Here is a 21,143-nt window from a genome sequence, read left to right as displayed (position 1 = left end):
CCAATAATTGGCGGTCTATGCAGCACTTTACTTTGGTTAACGAAATAGTAGAAGACCTAAGTTCGAAGTTGTAATTATGATGCAATCTTAAATCATGAGACGTTGTCTCGTAATTTAAGATTGCATCATAAGTTGCGTGAGTTTTTAATTATGATGCCCTTGTTTATGAGTGCGCTTAGGCTGCGCTAACATCTATATCTACTCCGAGAAACAGGAACAGCGAAGCAATTTTCCCGTCATTCACTATAGCTATATCCGAGCCAGTAGCAGCTGCCTGAGCACCCGACTCCCCCAAACGCCAGCTGATCTGCTGAACATGATGGTTTATTCCCGCCGGGCCTAATAATTCAAACGTGAAAGTTGCCGGCCACCCCGCCTGTAGGCGTGAGATCAATTCATTGATCGCCTGATGTCCAACGATCGCAGGTCCTTCATTCGTTTCATAAAACGCAATATCATTGGTGTAAATGTCATTCATTAAGGCTAACCTGTTTTCCGCATTGCGATCATTCCATATGCGGAGTAGGCTGTCCTCTAAAAGTTTAGCTGTGGTATCCATGATTTATTTTTTTGATTTAATTGAATATTTAATTCTCTTTTAGGTAGTTTGGCCACCGTCTACATTAAGCGTGATCCCGGTGATGTATTGGGAATCCTCACCTGCCAGAAAAGCAACTGCGGCACCGATGTCACCAGCTTTCCCATAACGGCCCAGGGCGACCGACTGCAACATCGCTGCGCTGTAAGGCCCATCTGCCGGATTCATATCCGTATCGATCAGTCCTGGTTGTATAAGATTGACAGTGATGTTCCGGCTACCCAGGTCCCTCGCCCAACTGCGGGTGTAGGCGGCAAGTGCTGCTTTAGTAGCGGCATAGTCACCTATTCCGGGATAAGGCGACCGGCTGCCACCCGTAGAACCGATGTTGATAATGCGACCACCGTCAGTCATATGAGGTAATGCCGTGCGTACCAGATGTACCGCGCCATGCACGTTCACCCGCCATTGCTTTTCAAATGCTTTCAGATCCGCAGCAGGATCGTCAATGGCTCCGGTAACAAATAACCCGGAACTATTGACCACTATATCCAGTGCGCCTAACTGCTCCATAGTAGCAGCTACCGCAGCGGTAAGATCATCCGGGTTGCCGGTATCCGCCCGAATAGCGAGTGCTTTGTTATCACCCGTTGAGATCTCGGCAGCTAAGGCTTCTGCTTTTTCTTTAGAACTGATATAAGTGAAGGCAACTTTTGCACCTTCCCGGGCTAAGCGTTGTACAATGCCGGCTCCGATGCCGCGGCTGCCGCCGGTAACAAGGGCAACTTTTCCTGTGAGTGTTTTCATGATCTGAGTTTTGTTATATAATTACATCACAAAGATCAGCAGACCAGTACCTAGGGAACGATGAGGTAAAATATCAAATCACGTTGATATAGATCAACATGAAAACGCACCTTACTTTTTAACCGCCTGGCTTTTGATGCGGCTGAGCGTTTCTTTGGTAATACCCAGATAAGAGGCCACAATATGCTGAGGAAAGCGCTGCATAAATTCCGGGTAAGAGCTTAGCAGGTCTTCATAACGTTTTTCGGCAGGTTGACTGATAGAACCTAAAACTCTTTTCTGTGCGGCGATAGAATGGTTCTGATCAATGTTCATTCGCATTTCGGCAAAAGCCGGGATAGCGGTTACGATATTCAAATGCACTTTGGGTAACATCAGCACTTCGGTATCTTCCCAGGCATCTATGTTGTAAACGGATGGCACTTCTCTAAAGTAGCTTTCCCGGTCACCTACCCACCAATTTTCAATGCTCAAAGCCATAATATGCTCGTTGCCTCTTTCATCTACAGTGTACTGACGCGTGGCCCCCTTTAAAATAAAGTTCAGGCTTTTACAGATATCCCCATCCTGTAACAGAAACTGCTTTTTTTTATAACGCTTATAAACAACTGCATTTTGCAAAGCAGCTTTATCTGCATCAGTTAACGGCGTGCGGGAGCGTGTTGAGATGTAATTGAACAAAGGATCAAGCATAATACAAATATACTTCAATGGTGCGCAGCAGGCAATATTAGCCGCATATTGATGTACATCAACATGATTTGATGCGGTAGGTCATCGTTAGAACAACTGCATTTAGGCCAACTTTGTCTCATCACAAACTCAAAACAAAAATGGAAACATCAGCAAAAAATGCACGCACCGTTATATTTGATCAAACCGGCGAAGCAGAAGTACTCACTGTAAGAAATATACCGGTATCCGCACCGGGTGCAAATGAAGTGCGCATCAAAACCAAGGCATTGGGCCTTAACCGGGCCGACGCCATGTATCGCAGGGGTACTTACCTGGAGCATCCGGTATTTCCGGCTAAGCTGGGTTATGAAGCTGCTGGGATCGTAGAATCTATAGGTGCGGATGTGCGGAATGTGAAAGCAGGCGACCGGGTAAGCGTGATTCCCGCATTTTCTCTGAATAAGTACGCGATGCATGGCGAACTGGTGCTGGCGCCGGCTTATGCCGTTGAAAAAATTCCAGACTGGCTGGACTTTAAAGATGCTGCTGCCTTATGGAGCACATATTTAACTGCATACGGCCTGCTGGTAGATCAGGCACAGGTTTCCGCCGGGCATTACGTGCTGATTAACGCAGCGTCAAGCGGTGTGGGTCTGTCCGCCATACAGATCGCTAATGCTGCAGGCGCTATCCCGATCGCCCTAAGTACCTCTTCGTCTAAAAAGCAAGCTTTGCTGAATGCGGGGGCCGCGCATGTGATCGTAACCCAAGAACAGGATGTTACCAGCGAAGTAAACAGCATCACTAGCGGCAAAGGCGCTAACGTAATTCTGGATGCGGTGGGAGGCAATGATTTCAGTGCATTACTTTCAGCGGCCGCGTTCAAAGGAAATATCTTAATCTATGGTACTTTAAGCCCTGACAAGACGAATATCAGCACCTGGGACATTCTGCGCAAAAATCTTAACGTAAGCGGTTTTACAGTAGCGGATGTTAATGCAGACCCTGCACGATTGCAGGCAGCAAAGGAGTTTATCTATCAGGGGTTGCAAACCCACAAACTTCATCCGGTCATTGCTGAGGAATTTCACTTAGATGATATCGTGGAAGCTCACAGATTCTTGGAGTCCAACAAGCAGGTCGGCAAGGTGATCGTCACCTTATGAGCTTACCGCACGCCCCATCAGTAAGATGTGGAACGGTTCGGAAGCAGAGCAGGTGAAAAATATATCCACTCTTCCATCGGGGATGACAACAAGTTCTTTCCCTTCAGTAGAATCATTTTCAAGCATCCAAAACCTTTCTACGAACTCGGAGATTTTCTGAGGCGGACTTAATTCCTGGTACTTAATTGTTGCCAATGCGCAATTTAATTGATCCCTATATAGTGTATTAATATCCTACGCGACCATAGAGTTCGTAAATATAATATTTTAGGTTTGAAGCCTGATCACGAAGCTAACTGTGATCTTTGACAAAGATTTTAAAGCACCAACCTCGACAATTTCGAAAATTGTCAGCTGTTCTCCCGTATGAAAGCTTTCTTATTTGATTATTGTTTTCGGTTCCAGGAATTCTTCCAGACCTTTGATTCCGTTTTCCCGTCCAATACCTGAATTTTTGAAACCGCCAAAAGGAGCCATTGGATCGTGTCTTAAGGTATTAATTAACACCCTACCCGCTTGAAGTTGAAGAGCAACTTTTCGCGCCCGGCTTTCATCGGCTGAACTTACATAAGCCATTAACCCGTATTCAGAATCATTAGCGATTTTGATCGCTTCGTCTTCACTGCGATATGTAATTACAGACAGTACGGGGCCAAAGATCTCCTCTCTGGCAACCATCATATCATTTCTGACACCGGTAAAAATAGTTGGCTTAACGTAATATCCTTTTTTCAAACCAGCAGGCTGCCCTAGGCCACCAGCAAGCAGCTCAGCACCTTCATTGATACCAGTCTCGATATATTGTTGAATACGGTCATATTGTTTCTGACTGGCCACCGGACCGATTTTGACCTCGGCTTTAGACGGGTCACCTACTACAAACTGGGCAGCTTCCTGAAGTAATAGTCTTTTGACATCATCGATCTTTGCTTCAGGCACCAATAACCGAGTACCGGCAATGCACGCCTGCCCATTGTTCATAAAGGCTGCTTGCAGCGCCATTGGTATCGCTTTGTTCAAATCGGCGTCATCAAGAATAATATTAGCCGATTTACCGCCTAATTCCAAGGTTACCCGCTTCATAGTATCTACCGCTTGCCTGGCAAGTAATTTGCCTACTACTGTAGAGCCGGTGAATGAAATCTTAGTCACGTCGGCACTTTCCATGATCGGTTTGGTGATCACCGCGCCATCTCCATTAACCATGTTTACAACACCAGCGGGCAAACCGGCAGCAGCAATACATTCCATGATGATCTGTGCTTGCCATGCGCCGAACTCACTTGGTTTGATTATTACGGTACAGCCTGCTGCTATTGCAGCAGCAACTTTGATAGCGATAGATCCTGCTACGGCGTTCCAGGGTGTAAATAAAGCGGCAACGCCTATCGATTCCATCACTACGGTAGATTCATTCACCTGCTTTGTGAAAGCGTAATCTTCTAATAGTTTAACCTGGTTAGCAAAAGTGGTAGCTGCGATAAGGTTGGCCCATTTCGCCCGCTCGTTAGGAGCTCCATATTCTAGGATTGTCGCCTTGATTAGATCGTCTATCCTTGATTCGATTTCGACGCTTATCCTGTTTAAATGAGCAATTCGTTCAGCTTTTGTACTGGCGGCAAATTCGGGCAGTGCAGCTTTAGCTGCCGCGATGGCAAGACTGGTGTCATGCTCGTCGGCATAGATTATTTGTGCGATCTCTTCTCCATCCAAAGGAGACTTTATTTTTACGACGTGTGTGCCATGTGGTTCAATGAACATCCCGTTCACAAAAACGCTTTTTATTGTTTTCATATCAAGTATTTAGAAGATAAAATGATGATGAGTTTATTGCTGTGCATTTGCTGCATTGATAATCACTTCCGCTACCGCTTCTGCATGAGAAACGAAAACCACGTGGCTGCCTTTAATTTCCGTGATCTTAGCGTTTGCACGTTCATACATAGCACGTTCGGTTAATGGGTTTAGAGCTTTGTCGTCTATAGCTATTATGCCATAGCTTGGCTTACTTTTCCACGCTACCTGTGTTACCGGCTCATCAAAACATTTACCGATGATAGGTACTTGCGAGGCATTCATAAAATCGCTTTGTGCTTTACTCAGATCAGCAGCAAAACCACTATTAAATTTAGCCGGATCAAAGTAAACATATCCATATTGATCAGGTGCTGTAAATCCAGCTTCCGGTGCCGCTGGTGCTGCCGCAACCCACTTGCCGGTATTCTCGCCTTTATCGGGCATAAAGGCTGCTACATAAACTAATGCAGCTACTTTGTCGTTTACGCCGGCCTCTGTAATCACCGTACCGCCCCATGAATGGCCAACTAAAATCACTTTTCCATTTTGCCTGTCAATTACGCTGTTTGTAGCTTCAACATCTGCTTTTAAAGAGGTTAACGGATTTTGTACTATACTGACGTGATATCCTTTTTTTAACAATATTTCATAAACGGGTTTCCAGCCGGATCCGTCCGCGAATGCGCCATGCACCAAGACTATATTTTTTACGCCTTTTGGTTGAGCGTTTGCCACGTCAGTTCCCAAATTGATAAGCCCGGCAATAAGGAGCACTGCAAAAATTAAAAAGCGAAGATTTTCTGAAGATTTGAATGATGTTTTCATGATTTAATAAATTATTTATTGTTGATCAATAGTTTAAGGACGCTTAGAGGGTGAAGTAACAGATGTTTTAGCAGCGGCAGATATTTCGCCGGTATCGGAGTTTTGTATGAAGCCGATTAACTCCCAATTCTGAGGATCAAATCCCGACGTTAGTGCCATTGTTTCGTCACCTTGCCCTTCAGATGCCAGGGCGAACGTATTTAACTCCCGAACAATTTGTGCATGACTAAGCGTTTTGCCTTCGTTCTCGCCTGCTTTAACCTTGCTTACTGCATGCTTTTGCACTAAGGCAAGTATCAGTTGACCTTGTACGGGCCCACCTTCTATTCGATAATGGACTGCAATTCCGTTTGCCTTTTGCAGCGCTTGTAAGGTGAGCATACCCGGCGCCTTACCGTCCAGGGAGGATGTTAAAGCTTTTCTTATCTCCGCTTCATCTGAACCTACAAACTCTGTCTTGCCGTTAAGTATCAATTGCGGGGTGTAAACCTGGCTCGTAAACTTGCTTTTATACCAGTACTGCCTTTTTGAAAATTCGGGTTTGCTGAACATGTCTTTCCATCCGAGGCGATTCCAGTAATCTACATGGTAAGCTAATACATAAATAGGTTTGTTAGTTGCTTCTCTTTGGATGCGTTCTAATAACTCGTCGGCAGCAGGGCAGCTTGAGCAACCTTCAGAAGTAAATAATTCTAATACGGCAAAACCTTGGTTAGCATTCGAAGTGATGGTTTCGCGTTGGTCCAAACGCTTGCGCTGTAAATAAACAGCGGATGTTAAAAAAAGCACAGCGACTGTACAGATGGCGGATAGCTTTAACATTTTCATAACTCTGATCTTTTTTATTTGAATCAAAACTATGGACAGAAAGAAGCCGGGAAGAGTGAAATAAGGTTGAACCGGACGTAACTGATCCTAAACCCTAAAAATTAAAAGGTGAAAGTTGATGTTAGCAGTTTTAAGATGCACTGAGTTTAACCAACCTGGTCTAACGATTACCATGTTATTTGGATGGATAATCAATCCGTTATTTTGGATACTTACAAACTCATTACGGATACATTTGGGCCTGTTCTACTGCTGAACTTTGTGATATCAAATCAGAAAAAATGAGCAAAACAATTTTAATCACAGGTGCCTCAACAGGATTAGGCAAAGTGACCGCCAAATTATTTCAAAGAAAGGGCTGGAAAGTTATCGCAACCATGCGCAATCCGGATTATGATACAGAACTGCGCCAGCTTGAAAATGTCACTCTGCTTCCGCTGGACGTAACCAACACTGGGCAAATTAACGATACCGTGAGCAAAGCGATTGCCATGCACGATATTGATGTTGTTTTTAACAATGCCGGTTACGGGCTTGTCGGCCCACTGGAAGCGGTAAGCGATGAACAACTGGCTCGTCAGCTAAATACCAATCTTTTGGGTGTAATACAGGTGACTAGGGCTTTCATTCCTTACTTCAGGGAAAAGCAAAGTGGTCTTTTTATCACAACCACTTCTATGGGCGGCTTTTTAACTTTTCCCTTAAACTCAATTTATCACGCCACAAAATGGGCATTGGAAGGATGGAGTGAAAGTTTGTCATTCGAGTTAGGCCTGTTCAATATCGGGGTTAAAACCGTAGCCCCAGGTGGCATTAAAACGGACTTTATAGGCCGTTCCCTTGATCCGGTAACTCATCCGGCTTATGAAGCAGCTATGCAAAAAGTGTTTGGTTTATTCGTAGAGGATAACCTGTCTTCTGCAGAAGACATCGCTGACGTGGTTTATGAAGCGGCAACAGACGGTAAAGACCAAATACGCTACGTGGCTGGTGAAGACGCTAAACGGTTGTATGAAAGAAGAAATGCAATTGGCGCGGAAGCCTTTCGCAAGGAACTCGGCAGCATGGTGTTTGGCGACGGAAAGTTTTAAATTAGCAACATGAAAACGTCCAATCAGCCTCCTGTAACGATCCATAGCATCACGGAACTACACCGGCTGGTTGGCCTGCCCGGTCCTGCCCATCCGCTGATCAGTTTGGTAGACAATACTAAGTTGAATATTGAGAGGGAACGTTTTCCAGAAACATTGATCCTGGACTTCTACAAGATCTCTTATAAGCACACGCTGAACGGCAGGATCGGTTATGGTCAGGGTTATTACGACTTTGATGAGGGCGGTATCATCTTTACCGCACCTCATCAGCTTTTAGCCATTGATAAGGATACGGAATACTATGGGTTTTCTCTGCTGATCCATCCTGACTTTTTGCGTGGATATCATTTGGGCACCATTATCAGTAAATATGGTTTCTTCTCTTACGATACTAATGAAGCGCTGCACTTATCCGAAAAAGAGAAGGTGACTATTGTATCGGTGCTGGAAAACATCGGCCAGGAACTCACCAATAACATCGACGATTTTAGCCAGGATCTGCTCGTTTCTTATTTAGAAGTATTGCTGAACTACGGCAACCGATTTTACAAACGGCAATTTGTTACCCGCAAAGCTGTTAATCATGATATGCTTACCAAACTGGAAGCCCTGCTTACGCATTATCTGGACAACCGTCGGGGTTTGCAAAGTGGTTTGCCTACCGTAGAATATCTGGCAGGCCAGCTTAACCTATCACCACGTTACTTAAGCGATATGCTGCGGTCTTTAACGGGGCAGAACGCTCAGCAGCATATTCATCAAAAAGTGATTGACAAGGCGAAAGAATATTTGACGAACACGAACCTCTCCGTTGCGGAGATCGCCTATGAGTTAGGTTTCGAGTATCCGCAATCCTTTAACAAGTTGTTCAAGAACAAGACGACGCTTACGCCGATAGCTTTTAAAGCGCAATTTTTCACTAATTAGTTCAATAAAAAACCCGGCTAGAAGGCCGGGAAGTGTAAGGATAACAAGTGTTCGGTATTCAACTACCGTCGCACCCCTTTAATATAATCGCAGCACCGGGGAAACTATTGATGATAAAGTTGGTGATAATTATAGACTCATCCCGCCGTCCATCACAATTTCTGCACCGGTAATGAACTTAGCAGCATCACTTGAAAAGTACGCAACCATTTTAGCTACGTCATCCGCTTCACCAAACTGCTTTAAAGGAACACGTTCCAGCATCCAGGCATCCAGATTTTTTCTTGCTTCTTCATCTAAACCTAATTTATTCAGGATCTCGGTCTGAGTTGGGCCCGGACTCACGGAGTTGATCCTGATCTTCCTGGGAGCCAATTCAATAGCAGCAGCTTTCATTACGGAGTTCAATGCTGCCTTGCTTGACGAATATACCGATGCATTAGCACCATGCATACTGGCTGTGTTTGATGACAAGAATATTACCGATGCGCCATCATTGAGTAATGGAATGAATTTGCTTAGGGTGAAGTAAGCGCCTTTGTAGTTAATATTAATGACCTGATCAAATACTTCTTCGGTAGCTGTTTCAATAGAAGCACCGCCAACTATCCCAGCATTGATGAACAGGATATCTACCTTACCGTATTGCTCGCCGACTGTCGCAGCTAATTGCCCGATCGCCTGAACGTTGCCTTGATCTGCCACTAAGCCCGTAACGCCTAATTGTTGTGCAGCGGTTTCAACAGCTTCCTGTCTGCGCCCGGTGATGATCACCTGAGCGCCTTGTGCTTTAAATTCTTTTGCGGCAGCGTAGCCAATACCGCTATTGCCTCCGGTTACTACAGCAACCTTTCCTTCTAAATTTTTCATGATTTTCTATTTTTTTCTGCAAACGTATATTATATTTGGTATAATATTGATACCAGTATCACAGAGTATACCAACATGGATGAGCAGTTAGTAAAAGAGGTTCTATCGGAACCCCGTAATCAGAAGGAAGAGATCCAGGCTTTGCAGGACACTATTTATGTTATAGGCGGCAAGTGGAAACTGCCTATCATCAATTCGATATGTAATGGAAACAGGCGCTTCAGAGAGATCGAAAGAAGCATACCAGGGATCACTACCCGCATGTTATCGCGCGAGTTGAAAGATATGGAAGCTAATAAATTATTGAAACGTACGGTAACACCTACCAGCCCGGTAACGGTTGAGTATTCGCCCAGCGACTATTGCCATTCCTTTGCTGATATCATTTTACATATGATCAAATGGGGTAAGGAACACAGGCAACGTTTAAAGGAAGATTAATATACATATAGATCTGGTAGCCTTTCCATCTGGATGGGCTTTTTTGTACCCATGCTTTTAGCTCGGATTGCTAAATGTCTAACTGGCGTTTCAGTATGTCCGTTTGAACCATTATCTGCTCATTACGGGGTTTGTTTTAGCACAACTTTGTGTCAACAATCAAAAACAAACAACGTCATGAACTTAAAAACATCAAAAGCAATTTACTGGTCAGGTGCCATCTTTATCTCACTTTGGTTTGGCGCAAGCGGTTTCTTCGAACTAACCAAAAACCCTATCGTTTGGGACATCACCGTGAAACTGGGTTACCCGCCGCACTTCATTTACATTTTAGGAGTAGCCAAGCTTTTAGGCGTAGCCGTTTTATTAACTCCTAATCGCCTTCTTAGACTAAAGGAGTGGGTATTTGCCGGTATCTTTTTTGATATCACCTTTGCTTTCTTCTCCAAACTGGCTGTACTTGGATTTGCGCCCACTGTTGATGCCATCATCGCCTTCACTGCCATTTCCATCACCTATATCATGTTCAGAAAACTCTATCCGGCTACCTATACCAAAGCCGGTACAGAACACGTGGTTAACGGTTTCGAAAGAGCATAATAAAAATCTTCCACACAATACTATCAATCTCAATTGCCATGAAAGAAATTACCACCACAGGTCGCCGCGTTTTGATAATCGCAGCAGCCATTATGATCGCCATAATCTTATTAAATAGTTCAGATCTGTTACAAGCTAAACCGCTTGCTAATCAAAGCAACAGCAAACCAGCTATTTCCGACACACCTTTCACAAAAATTAAGCAGATCAAAGCCGGTGTACTCAATGTTGGCTACGCCGAAATTGGTCCGGCAAACGGCAAACCGGTTATCTTATTACACGGCTGGCCATATGATATCAACAGCTATGCGCAAGTTGCGCCGACACTCGCAGCGCAAGGGTATCATGTTATTGTACCCTATTTAAGAGGTTACGGTAGTACTACCTTTCTTTCAGCAAAGTCAGTACGAAATGGGCAACAGGCTGCATTAGCTGAAGATGTGATCGCATTGATGGATGCCTTGCATATACAAAAGGCCACGCTTGGCGGCTTTGACTGGGGGGCGCGCACTGCGGATATTGTCGCAGCATTATATCCTCATCGGGTTAATGCGCTGGTGTCAGTAAGTGGTTATCTTATCGGTAGCCAGAAAGGCAATAAAGCTCCGCTGCCGCCAAAGGCAGAACAAGCCTGGTGGTACCAGTATTATTTCTCTACTGAACGTGGAAAAGCAGGCTACACAACCAATACTAAAGCCTTCAACAAGTTAATATGGCAGACCGCTTCACCAGATTGGAAATTTACTGATACCGATTATAACCGCTCTGCCGTAGCTTTCAATAATCCGGACCATGTGGCCATTGTAATTCATAATTACAGGTGGAGACTTGGGCTTGCTAAAGGGGAAGCAAAATATGATGCCGTGGAAAAACAACTGGCTTTAGCGCCCGCCATTACCGTGCCCACTGTGACATTGGAAGGCGATGCGAACGGTGCGCCCCACCTGGCTCCTGCAGATTATGCAAAGCGCTTTACCGGCAAATACATTCATCATACCCTGACTGGCGGCATCGGCCATAACCTGCCGCAGGAGGCACCGCAAGCATTTGCCAATGCAATTATTGAAGCAGATAGCCTTGCCAAATAACATTCAACTAAAAGACACAAGTAAACTTTAAATAAAATGGAAAATCAAAATGTAGTGAGCAGTGAAAACACTGCCAAAACAGCCATCACCAAAGTGCTGTATACCGCTAAAGTGCATATTACAGGTGGCAGGGAAGGTAATGCTACCAGCAATGATAACCGATTAAACGTGAGCCTTTCCACACCCGGCGGGCCAGGCAATGGTACTAATCCCGAACAGTTGTTTGCCGCCGGCTGGTCAGCATGTTTTATCGGGGCTATGCGCCATAATGCCTCAAGCCTGCAAATACCGCTGCCCAAAGACCTTGCTGTTGATGCAGAAGTTGACCTGGGAACCGGCGAAGGTGGTTTTTATCTGCAAGCACGCTTGAATGTGAAGCTACCCGGCTTATCAGCAGAGCAAGCGAAAACAGTGGTAGAAGCTGCACACCAAACCTGTCCGTACTCTAAAGCTACCCATGGGAATATCAACGTGGAGATCAATGTAGCTGTATAAGCATACGATCAAGAAATGCGGCGCATCAATGGAATGCTCCGCATTTTTTATTTAAACATTGTTCGCATGATTAATTCCCTGCGTTTAGCGATCAGTTCATCGAATTGCTGTTTATCCATCCCAAAAAGTTGCCGGTATATGGGCGACATCATAATTGGGTAGGATAGTAAAGAGAAAAGATTGATCAGAAAATGTTTAGGATCCGTTTTTTCGATCGTCCCCAAGTGCATTTCTTTTTCAATTTCATCCAAAAAGGACGATACCGGACCCTCATCAATTTTTGTCACAAGGTCTTGCCCGGAAGTATTGATCTCGGTAACCAGGAACACTTCTTGAAAAGGGTATTCCATCATTTCGTTTGTAAACACGTCGATCAATCCCTGTATTTTTTTCCTAAAAGGTAGCTTAGCCGACATTACCTTTCCCAATCGCAGGCTCAAGGCTTGCATAGATTCCGCAAAGACCAAAGCGATCAACTGATCCCTTGTTCTGAAATAATAATGGACCGCCGACCTGTTCATGCCAGCAGCATCAGCGATGTCCTGCGTGGTAGCGTGCAGTTTTCCTTCTTTGAATAATAGCTTTTTTGCGGTCGATTTAATAAGTTCTTCGGTCCCGGTATCTTTTGCTGGCATTATAATTTATTGTACTTTTTAAGTTCTGTTATTTTATCTACGGCAATTTCCTTTACAAAGTACTCGTCGTGTGAGATCACTAACAAAGTTCCTTCGAAATTCTTAACGGCAGCTGTCAGTACTTCCAGGCTTTTGATATCCAGGTTATTGGTCGGCTCATCCAGGATCAGCATATCAGGCGCATGATTCGATACGGATAAGCAGCATAATGCCAACTTCATCTTTTCACCACCACTTAAAACACCGCTCTTTTTGTTCCAGGTATTATTATCGAACTGGGCATATATAAGCAGCGACCTGAGCTCATGCTCCTGCAATTGCCGGCTGTTGAAGTGCTGTACCTGTTCAAAAACGCTTTTCTCGGAATCGAGCATGGTGTAATCCTGGTCGAGGTACAAATAATTGAAATTCGCCCGTTCTAGTCGCCCGTCCGTTGGTTGCAGTACCCCGGTAATGATCTTAAGTAAAGTTGTCTTTCCTGCACCATTAGCACCTTTGATGTGCATGCGGTCGCCCGAACGTAATTGAAACGTCAGCGCATCCCATAAAGGATGCTTGTCAAATCCATAACTGATCTCTCGTGCGTCAACCAACACTTTGCCTTTATGCATTCCTGATGAGGTAATATCTATTTTGAGAACCTGATATTGCTGAATTTGACTGCGTATTTGGCGTAGATTATCGTTGATATGATCCAGTTTTTCGTTTTGGGCGTTCAAGGCTTTTGCTGTACTGCCTTGAGCCTGGCTTTTCAGGCCGCCCGCAATAATGCGGGGCAGCGAGCCGGATCTGCCTTCTGCCTTGCCGCGGCTTTCCATCCGCTGCCTTTTTTCTGTAACCTCTCTTGCTTTTGCCTGGCTTTGCTTCATGGTTTTGGTCTGCTCGTGCAGGTCGCTTTCCAGGGCATTTAACTTTAAGTCTTTTTGTGCCCGGTAAAAATCGAAGTTGCCGCCGTAAATTTCTACGCCCCCTGCACTCAGCTCAAGCGTTACCGGTAACAGCTTAAGCAAAGCACGGTCGTGACTTATTACCAGAATTGTTGCCCGGGTCTCACTGATCAACCGGTAAAGTTGATCGCGGCTGACTGTATCTAAATGGTTAGAAGGTTCGTCAAGTAAGATGATTTCCGGGTCATGAAGCGTGATCCCTGCTAAAAAAACCTTGGTCTTTTCGCCGCCGCTTAATTCATGCAGTCTTTGTGAAGGCGATAGATGCTCTAAATGCCATTCCGCCAGAGCTGAATGTAATTTATCTTCGATCTCCCAGTCATCGTTCAGGTCATTAAAGTCTTGAATGTCGACGCTGCCCGCAGTTATAGCTTTCAGAGCCGCTAATTTCAGGTCGACACCTAAAGCCTGGGCAATGGTCATCTCATCATATTGTCCCAAATGCTGCGGCACATACCACGGTTTAGCCTGACTGATCACCCGGCCTTCTGTCGGAGTAATAACACCTCCTACAATTTGCAGTAAGGTAGACTTACCTACGCCATTATTACCTACTAAGGCAACTTTATCACCCTTGTTGATGGAGAATGCAATATCATGAAAGAGTAGCGTTCGGTCAGTGTGACTGTAACTTACTGAGTTGACAATGATGCTCATAAGACGCAAAAATAAGTCATCTTTTTTGTTCAACAAAATTGTTTAAATAAATTAGTGAAATATTTGGATGCTTGGTTGTCTAGTTCAGGGGCGGTTATGTCCACTTTGCGCCAATATGGGTGGTGCAAAATGAAGCTGAGCTATAGCTTAGCTAAAAATTACGCAGCATGGTAAGTTCAAAAAAACTTAAAAGGCTTTGGCCGATAGCCGGAATACTGTTAGTGGGAATTATTTCCATACAGTTTATACAGTTTCCGGTGCAAAACGATAAAGTAACACACCCGATCAATGCACCGGAAGAAGTGACCAAAATTTTCAGGAAGGCCTGTTATGACTGTCATTCCAACGAAACGAAACTACGTTGGTATGATAAGGTAGCTCCGGTATCGTGGCTGGTTGGTCATGACGTTAAGGAAGCCCGTTCACGCTTCAACTTTTCCACCTTTGACACGCTCAGCGCAACAGATCAGCAGGTGCGTTTATGGGAAATGGTGAACATGGTACTTGCAGGTAAAATGCCGCTGAACAGTTATACCACACTGCATCCAGGGGCTAAGCTTACCCCGCGCGATGTAGAAGTACTAAAAAACTATGTAGTAAGCATCAGCCCGACAAAATACCATGATAGTACGCAGATCAAAAGCGCTGAAGAAGAGCAAAAAGTTTTAGGAGAAAGATCAACTGCTTTGAAAAATATACCGGTGGCTCCCAATGGCGTCCGGTTCATTCCGGATTACAAAAACTGGGAAGTGATCAGTACGACCAGCCGCTTTGATAACCATACTATGCGCGTGATCTACGGGAACAAAGTAACCGTTAATGCCATCCGAAGCGGGCGTATCAAACCCTTTCCGAATGGTGCAGCAATTGTTAAAGTAGTATACAACATCATTGAGGAAAAGAATGGTGAAGTTCACCCGGGAGCATTTAACAACATCCAGATCATGATCAAAGATGAAAGGCGTTTCCCTGAGAGTAAAGGCTGGGGATTTGGTAGGTTTAATGGTACCAGTCTTAAACCTTATGGTGAAACTGCAGCATTCAACACCACCTGCTACAATTGCCACAAGATAGCTGATGAAACGGGCTATGTGTTCAGCATTCCATTAGAAAATAAAGATCTTAAATAAAATGATACGCACGAAGATATTTGCATTTTCACTATGTATAGTCGCCGGGTTTTCCGGATGCGCTAACAATACCTCTGATGATGCCCGAAAAAGAACGGTTTACAACGCTCATGGCATGAAAGTGATCACCTCTTTTTCTGACCGTAAACAGCAAACCATATCCCTTTTGTATGGTAATGCCCTCGCCTTACAAAGTTTAAAAACAGGCATACACGATAAAGGTGAGTTATTTGAATTGGTAACATTTAAGCAGGCCAATAATAAATACTGGTATGGCAGTTACATCAATGGTGCGGTTCAAAGTATTAAACTGGTCACTTCATATGCTACAGATAAAAATATCATCGCCTTTAAATATAAGATACCCCAAGGCCAAGTTCCAGGTAATGCCGATATAAGAATAAAAAGCATTACTTCGCACCGGGCCTTGCTGTTTCCATAGCAGTTCTGTAAATAGAGCTAAATAAATAGCTTTGCTTATTATCAGCCCGTTGGCTGATCAATATAATGTTAATGAAAAGATCACCACTGCATATATCACATACCACTATCTGGGTCAGCGCTGTTACACTTGGTTTGCTTTCATCAGTACCGCAACTGGCCTCTCATAAATTTAACGTTGCCGAGGCGGTGGTCAACGCCGGCATTACCGCTGCCTTTGCCGTGTTGATGTGGTATTTCAATATCTATATGCTGTCACGCAGAAAAGACAGCAGGCGTGTGCAAAGTATATCATACACCAAATTGTTGAGTTCGCTCTCTTTTGGGTTGGTGGTCATGTTCGCGTTAGCATGGGTGCAGCAGCTGATACTGTCTCATATCAATTTCGGACCCACCATGCTGATGGTCGAGGTACGAGGTATACTCATCAACCTGGTATTTTATATGTTTTTAAATCTTTTACAGCAGAACTACGAAAACCAGCATGTCAGTATGGAATTAGACAAGATCAAAAGCGATAACCTGGCGGCTCAGTATGAATTGTTGAAACAGCAGATCAACCCGCATTTTCTGTTCAACAGCCTAAATACCTTAAAGGCCATGGTAGAAACGGGCGACAAAGAAGCGGTTGACTTTATCCTCAAGCTTTCCAACTTTTACCGTTTTACACTGGAAAGCCGAAAGCTTGACCTGATACATATGCATGAGGAAATGGAAATTATGAATGCCTACCTCTTTCTGCAAAAGGCCCGCTTTGAGGAAGGATTAAAATTTACCTCAGCGCTTAGCGAACGGACTTTGAAGACCCTGATACCACCATTTACACTACAGTTATTGATAGAAAATTGCATCAAGCATAATGTTGTTTCCTTAAGCCGCCCTTTACACATCACCATTTACGAAGACGGTGAGTACGTCATCGTAGAAAATGTATTGCAGGTAAAAAAAGGAGATGTGAGTTCAACAGGTGTCGGATTGAAAAATATAGGTTTACGTTACAGTCACCTGCTTGATAAGAATATTGAGATCACAAATGACGAAAAAACTTTTAAAGTAAAACTGCCACTTATTTATGAACATCATCATAATTGAAGACGAGCTACGGACAGCCCGCTCTCTGGAAACTATCGTTAATGAAATAAAGCCAAATGCCCGCATCACCGGCCAGTACCAAAGTGTGGAAGATTCGGTTGCGGCGCTTTCCGTGAGTACTCAGCCCGATCTGATATTTATGGATATTCAATTGGCTGATGGCTTATCGTTTGAAATATTTAAATCAGTTAAAATTACTTGTCCTGTGGTATTCTGTACGGCATTTGATGAGTATTCTCTGGAAGCTTTTAAAAGTAATGGCGTGGATTACGTGCTGAAACCTTTTTCTAAAGAGGATATTAAAGAAGCATTGCGAAAGGTTGATGATCTGAAGAACTTTTTTCAACAGAAAACAACGCCTGATATCGAAAGTTTGCTACAGCGGCTTAGTCCGCAAAGCGGTAAAACGAGCTTTTTGGTTTTTAAGAATCAAAAGTACGCCACGGTCCAAACAGATAACATTGCTTTTTTCTACATACGTAATGATTCCACTTCTTTAATGTGTTTTGACGGACAGGAATATGCGCTGAGCCAGTCGCTTGATAATATTGCCGCTTCGGTTTCAGCAAAGCAATTTTTTCGGGTGAACCGCCAGTATCTGGTCAACTTCAAAGCAGTTAAAGAGGTCGAGCATTATTTTCTGCGCAAACTTTATGTGAAACTCGTAATCGATACGCCTGAAAAGCTGCTGATCAATAAAGAAAAATCACACAGTTTTTTAAATTGGATGGAAGATCGGTAGTCGTCCCAGTTGTTTTGAAGCTTGGCTTATATTGGTCGTCCCCTCTAATAACATCCGACCGATAACCAGTTGTTTTTTAGTTGTGATACTTGTATTAGCCATCGTTCAACAATTTAATAAACATCGGTAATACCTATTGCAACCTTCAGTGCAACCAAAAGGTTCCTAAGCAAGTTAATGACCTTATTAATGAAGGTTACTTCCCAGCGGCCGTTGAGTGCGTAGGTAATTGACCAGGTCTTTGCTGCATCATGTGCCAGCTTTTACTATAGCACTGGACTGGAAAGTCTACGCCCACTGTCTTTCAAGATTTTATCATATATGGTTTTAATATCTTTTCAAAAGCATAACTCAGACAGGGATCCAAATTATTGAAAGGAACTTCACTACCCAATCTCAGTACGATTATTGCTGATGTTATTTTAATGAAAAAAATACACTTTCAGTCATCACCAAACGAATTCTGATCACTATTTAATGGCCCCATTAATCATACCAGGGATCTGTGATTTAGCTAATTACAAAAAATTATTTTAACCTATGGTTAAACCAAGTAAACTTCTGTACGATTGTTGTATTTAATCTTTTAGTGGCCTTATGGGAATAGCCTTTGAGCCATTTTAGCTTTCAAAACAAAATTCTTCACTTAATCAAGGTTTTATGAAAGCATTAGTTTATTACGGCGCCAAAGACGTAAGGGTATCAGAAGTGCCCGATCCAAAAATTGAACAACCCACTGATGTACTGGTCAGGATCACAACGACCAATATCTGTGGTTCTGATCTGCATATGTACGAAGGGCGAACCAACATGGAAGAAGGACGCATCTTCGGGGATGAAAATCTCGGCGAGGTCATAGAAGTCGGTAATGCGGTAGTTAACATCAAAGTCGGTGACATGGTGTGCATGCCATTTAACATCGGGTGTGGTCATTGTAAGAATTGCGAGAGCGGACTCACCGCATTTTGTCTGACCATGAACCCTGGCTTTGCAGGTGCTGCTTATGGGTTTGCCGGAATGGGTCCGTATGACGGAGGGCAGGCTGAATACCTGCGGGTGCCATATGGCGACTTTAATTGTTTAAAACTGCCTGAAGATGCCAAAGAGAAGGAAAATGATTATGTACTGCTGTCTGATATTTTTCCTACCGGTTTTCATGCCACCCAGTTGGCCGGCGTTAAGCCCGGAGATAACGTGGTCATATATGGAGCCGGGCCGGTGGGTTTGATGGCAGCCATCTCAGCCGGCATAAAAGGCGCGAACAAAATAATGGTAGTAGATAATCATCCGGACAGGTTAAAATTGGCAGAAGAGTTGGGTGCTATACCGATCGACTTTTCAAAAGCACCAGCCGTTGACCAGGTCCTTGAATTAACTGATGGCGTTGGCGCTGACCGAGGCTGCGAATGCGTAGGTTACCAGTGTTGTGACAAGCACGGGCACGAACACAATAATATAACCATGAACGAACTTGTGCAAGCCGTTAAGTTCACTGGCTCAATTGGCGTGGTCGGGGTCTTTGTTGCTCCAGACCCTAAGGCAGAAGATCCTCTTGCTAAGAAAGGCCATATGGATTTTGACTTTGGTAATTTTTGGTTGAAGGGACAAAGCATAGCAACCGGACAGGCCAACGTCAAGGCTTATAATCGTCAGCTTTGCGGTTTGATCTCGTCAGGTAAAGCTAAACCATCGGTCATTATTTCTCATGAACTTTCGTTAGATGATGCACCGGATGGCTACAAGCATTTTGATGCACGCGACAAAGGCTGGACCAAGGTGATCTTGAAACCGGGTAAGCAAGGCGCTACAAAAACACAGGCAGAAGAACGAGAGGCGCTAACTGCATAACAATAAAAATCAGCGGTTTATAAAATGGGAAAGCCTGTAAGTTACGATACAGGCTTTCCCTTTTATTCGACCTAATAAATGGACTTCAAAGTGGGATACAGCCTTTTCCTTTAAGGCACCCATGATGTTTATGGTATGTTCCAAGTCTGGATCGATCACAAACATGATGATGATCATCTCATAGCTTAATTTACCTTCATCGCCTTATTCCTCTCCTTAATCTTCCTTTCACCGAACCGAGGTAGCGCAAAATAAATGTATAATAACACAATAGGAATAATACTTAAAGGCACATTCCAAATAGCAATAATTAAGGCAGCTAAATGTAGTGCAGGTGCAATGGCATATTCTTTTGTCAGCAATTTGATAAGCTCTGGGTCTGTGTCTTCTTCTAAAAGTCCTTTCTTTCTGGTCGCATACCACCACACGCAATTATAAAATAATGTCATTAGCACCAATGTTGTATGATAAATTAATGCCGCCGTTCGTTCGTCTGGTCTTCCAACATGCCGTGCCAATAATCCTGTAGTAAAAGACTGGAGCGTGACGAACATTAAAAACAAAATATGCAATATGAGCAGGTACTGATCTGTACGTTTGATATAAATGAACATGTTGTGATGGTTGGACCAGGCAACGCATATAAACAGGAAAGACGCGGCGAATGCAGCATAATGAGGCCAGTTCTTAAGGAGCTCTGCCAGCAGATCTGTTCCGCCTTCCGGTTTAGGCAGTTCCGTAGCAAGTAATGTAGCCGCGATCGCTAAAACAGCATCGCTAAAATACTCAAGCCTGTCTGTTGGTCGGTGATTGTACAAAAAAACCTTATTGAAATAAATGCTTTGTACCTTAAAATAAAGGGCCGTTGATCATGGCGATTGATCACAACGACCCTTTACTGTTTGAACCCGATAATTTACCGGGATCACCGGAATTATCCGATCTGATCTTATCCGGTATTGTGATATTGGCGGTGGGTGTCGAATGATGGCCTTTGGTCACCGCCGGCTTTTGTAATTAGCGATCACTTAAAGGCGAGTATTTTTACTTTGTCGATCACCGGTGTGGAAACGAGTAGTTCGTCTGCGCTATCCATTAGTGCCTTGGCGATCTCACCGCCTAAGTGCGCATCCCGACCGGCCTCATCAGCAAATGTATCGAATATGCCGAAGGTCGAAGATCCGATCTGCAATGCATACCAGCGAATGGTTCCCGGTTCAGCTTCCGCCAAAGGCAAAGCGCTTTTAAGGAGGTCAGCAACTTGCTGTTCTTTACCGGGTTTAGCCTCGAATTGGGCCAGTAACGCTAAGTTTTCCATTTGATCGATTTTATAGAAAGGTTCGTTGGCGGCAATATACCGCCATGATAGACAGCACATTAATAGTGCCACGATCAAGCAGATCAGATACTTAGCGAACACCATAATTATTCTCCACATGCAAGGTGGCTAGGAACTCAGCCATGAGCCTTCGCCGATCTTGATAGAAATGAAGTATTAAA

At 44.0% G+C, this 21,143-nt stretch carries 24 protein-coding genes; 12 read left to right on the top strand and 12 right to left on the bottom strand.

The genetic code is table 11. The features are described from left to right. Positions 1-175 precede the first annotated feature (175 nt). From AC59GT_RS17235 to AC59GT_RS17225, 3 genes are all read right to left on the bottom strand, one after another. On the bottom strand, positions 176-559 hold the full coding sequence (locus AC59GT_RS17235; RefSeq protein WP_497238777.1) for a hypothetical protein: 384 nt from the start codon (positions 557-559) through the stop codon (positions 176-178). 39 nt (positions 560-598) lie between these two features. Next, on the bottom strand, positions 599-1,345 hold the full coding sequence (locus AC59GT_RS17230) for an SDR family NAD(P)-dependent oxidoreductase (protein WP_497238776.1): 747 nt from the start codon (positions 1,343-1,345) through the stop codon (positions 599-601). A 111-nt stretch (positions 1,346-1,456) separates the two neighbouring features. Then, a complete protein-coding gene (locus tag AC59GT_RS17225; protein WP_497238775.1) occupies positions 1,457-2,038 on the bottom strand; it encodes a Crp/Fnr family transcriptional regulator in 582 nt (193 codons plus the stop codon). A gap of 140 nt (positions 2,039-2,178) precedes the next feature. Here AC59GT_RS17225 and AC59GT_RS17220 point away from each other — a divergent pair, with 140 nt between their 5' ends. Then, positions 2,179-3,186: a zinc-dependent alcohol dehydrogenase family protein gene (locus AC59GT_RS17220; protein ID WP_497238774.1), complete on the top strand. Its 1,008-nt coding sequence runs from the start codon at positions 2,179-2,181 to the stop codon at positions 3,184-3,186. Here the strand turns inward: AC59GT_RS17220 and AC59GT_RS17215 are convergent. The 4 genes from AC59GT_RS17215 to AC59GT_RS17200 all read right to left on the bottom strand — a co-directional run bounded on the left by AC59GT_RS17215 (position 3,181) and on the right by AC59GT_RS17200 (position 6,555). Beyond that, positions 3,181-3,381 carry a DUF6597 domain-containing transcriptional factor gene (locus tag AC59GT_RS17215; protein WP_497238773.1) on the bottom strand — a complete coding sequence of 67 codons (201 nt, stop codon included), beginning with the start codon at positions 3,379-3,381 and terminating at the stop codon, positions 3,181-3,183. The genes AC59GT_RS17220 and AC59GT_RS17215 overlap by 6 nt on opposite strands. Before the next feature lie 183 nt (positions 3,382-3,564). Continuing rightward, positions 3,565-4,980 carry an aldehyde dehydrogenase family protein gene (locus AC59GT_RS17210; protein ID WP_497238772.1) on the bottom strand — a complete coding sequence of 472 codons (1,416 nt, stop codon included), beginning with the start codon at positions 4,978-4,980 and terminating at the stop codon, positions 3,565-3,567. 33 nt (positions 4,981-5,013) lie between these two features. Next, positions 5,014-5,808: an alpha/beta fold hydrolase gene (locus tag AC59GT_RS17205; RefSeq protein ID WP_497238771.1), complete on the bottom strand. Its 795-nt coding sequence runs from the start codon at positions 5,806-5,808 to the stop codon at positions 5,014-5,016. Positions 5,809-5,841: 33 nt separating this feature from the next. Beyond that, a complete protein-coding gene (locus tag AC59GT_RS17200; protein WP_497238770.1) occupies positions 5,842-6,555 on the bottom strand; it encodes a DUF1223 domain-containing protein in 714 nt (237 codons plus the stop codon). Positions 6,556-6,917: 362 nt separating this feature from the next. Between AC59GT_RS17200 and AC59GT_RS17195 the strand changes: the two genes are divergently transcribed. Beyond that, positions 6,918-7,727, top strand: a complete 810-nt coding sequence (locus AC59GT_RS17195; protein WP_497238769.1) for an SDR family oxidoreductase — start codon at positions 6,918-6,920, stop codon at positions 7,725-7,727. Between the two features lie 9 nt (positions 7,728-7,736). Continuing rightward, positions 7,737-8,657 carry a helix-turn-helix domain-containing protein gene (locus AC59GT_RS17190; RefSeq protein ID WP_497238768.1) on the top strand — a complete coding sequence of 307 codons (921 nt, stop codon included), beginning with the start codon at positions 7,737-7,739 and terminating at the stop codon, positions 8,655-8,657. 129 nt (positions 8,658-8,786) lie between these two features. Here the strand turns inward: AC59GT_RS17190 and AC59GT_RS17185 are convergent, their stop codons facing one another. Beyond that, positions 8,787-9,527 (bottom strand): SDR family oxidoreductase, encoded by a 741-nt coding sequence (locus AC59GT_RS17185; RefSeq protein WP_497238767.1) that lies wholly within the window; start codon positions 9,525-9,527, stop codon positions 8,787-8,789. 75 nt (positions 9,528-9,602) lie between these two features. On the opposite strand from AC59GT_RS17185, the gene AC59GT_RS17180 reads away from it, so the two are divergent. The 4 genes from AC59GT_RS17180 (at position 9,603) to AC59GT_RS17165 (ending at position 12,151) form a co-directional block, all read left to right on the top strand. Next, positions 9,603-9,968, top strand: coding sequence for a winged helix-turn-helix transcriptional regulator (locus AC59GT_RS17180; protein WP_194112269.1), 366 nt, complete (start codon positions 9,603-9,605; stop codon positions 9,966-9,968). A gap of 177 nt (positions 9,969-10,145) precedes the next feature. Continuing rightward, positions 10,146-10,568, top strand: a complete 423-nt coding sequence (locus AC59GT_RS17175; RefSeq protein ID WP_497238766.1) for a DoxX family protein — start codon at positions 10,146-10,148, stop codon at positions 10,566-10,568. A gap of 38 nt (positions 10,569-10,606) precedes the next feature. After that, the gene (locus AC59GT_RS17170) at positions 10,607-11,656 is read left to right on the top strand and encodes an alpha/beta fold hydrolase (RefSeq protein WP_497238765.1); all 1,050 of its coding nucleotides are present in this window, start codon (positions 10,607-10,609) and stop codon (positions 11,654-11,656) included. A 36-nt stretch (positions 11,657-11,692) separates the two neighbouring features. Next, positions 11,693-12,151 (top strand): organic hydroperoxide resistance protein, encoded by a 459-nt coding sequence (locus AC59GT_RS17165; protein WP_497238764.1) that lies wholly within the window; start codon positions 11,693-11,695, stop codon positions 12,149-12,151. 47 nt (positions 12,152-12,198) lie between these two features. On the opposite strand, the gene AC59GT_RS17160 is transcribed toward AC59GT_RS17165, so the two are convergent. Together AC59GT_RS17160 and AC59GT_RS17155 are read right to left on the bottom strand one after the other, a co-directional pair. Beyond that, entirely contained in the window at positions 12,199-12,786 is a 588-nt protein-coding gene (locus AC59GT_RS17160; RefSeq protein ID WP_497238763.1) for a TetR/AcrR family transcriptional regulator, read from the bottom strand. Beyond that, positions 12,786-14,390: an ABC-F family ATP-binding cassette domain-containing protein gene (locus AC59GT_RS17155; protein WP_497238762.1), complete on the bottom strand. Its 1,605-nt coding sequence runs from the start codon at positions 14,388-14,390 to the stop codon at positions 12,786-12,788. The genes AC59GT_RS17160 and AC59GT_RS17155 overlap by 1 nt, the downstream gene beginning before the upstream one ends. Positions 14,391-14,557: 167 nt before the next feature. On the opposite strand from AC59GT_RS17155, the gene AC59GT_RS17150 reads away from it, so the two are divergent. The 5 genes from AC59GT_RS17150 (at position 14,558) to AC59GT_RS17130 (ending at position 19,643) form a co-directional block, all read left to right on the top strand. Then, positions 14,558-15,520, top strand: coding sequence for a heme-binding domain-containing protein (locus AC59GT_RS17150; RefSeq protein WP_497238761.1), 963 nt, complete (start codon positions 14,558-14,560; stop codon positions 15,518-15,520). Position 15,521: 1 nt separating this feature from the next. Next, positions 15,522-15,962, top strand: a complete 441-nt coding sequence (locus tag AC59GT_RS17145) for a hypothetical protein (RefSeq protein ID WP_497238760.1) — start codon at positions 15,522-15,524, stop codon at positions 15,960-15,962. A gap of 71 nt (positions 15,963-16,033) precedes the next feature. After that, complete coding sequence (locus AC59GT_RS17140; protein WP_497238759.1) at positions 16,034-17,053, top strand: sensor histidine kinase; 1,020 nt, start codon at positions 16,034-16,036, stop codon at positions 17,051-17,053. Further along, entirely contained in the window at positions 17,034-17,795 is a 762-nt protein-coding gene (locus tag AC59GT_RS17135) for a LytR/AlgR family response regulator transcription factor (protein ID WP_497238758.1), read from the top strand. The genes AC59GT_RS17140 and AC59GT_RS17135 overlap by 20 nt, the downstream gene beginning before the upstream one ends. 660 nt (positions 17,796-18,455) lie before the next feature. Next, positions 18,456-19,643, top strand: a complete 1,188-nt coding sequence (locus AC59GT_RS17130; protein WP_497238757.1) for a glutathione-independent formaldehyde dehydrogenase — start codon at positions 18,456-18,458, stop codon at positions 19,641-19,643. Between the two features lie 185 nt (positions 19,644-19,828). On the opposite strand, the gene AC59GT_RS17125 is transcribed toward AC59GT_RS17130, so the two are convergent. After that, the gene (locus tag AC59GT_RS17125; RefSeq protein WP_497238756.1) at positions 19,829-20,461 is read right to left on the bottom strand and encodes a TMEM175 family protein; all 633 of its coding nucleotides are present in this window, start codon (positions 20,459-20,461) and stop codon (positions 19,829-19,831) included. A 206-nt stretch (positions 20,462-20,667) separates the two neighbouring features. After that, positions 20,668-21,081: a putative quinol monooxygenase gene (locus tag AC59GT_RS17120; protein ID WP_497238755.1), complete on the bottom strand. Its 414-nt coding sequence runs from the start codon at positions 21,079-21,081 to the stop codon at positions 20,668-20,670. Positions 21,082-21,143 lie beyond the last annotated feature (62 nt).

It is taken from the genome of Mucilaginibacter sp. 320_HR (assembly GCF_059691875.1).
This window is presented reverse-complemented; position numbering and strand designations above follow the sequence as displayed.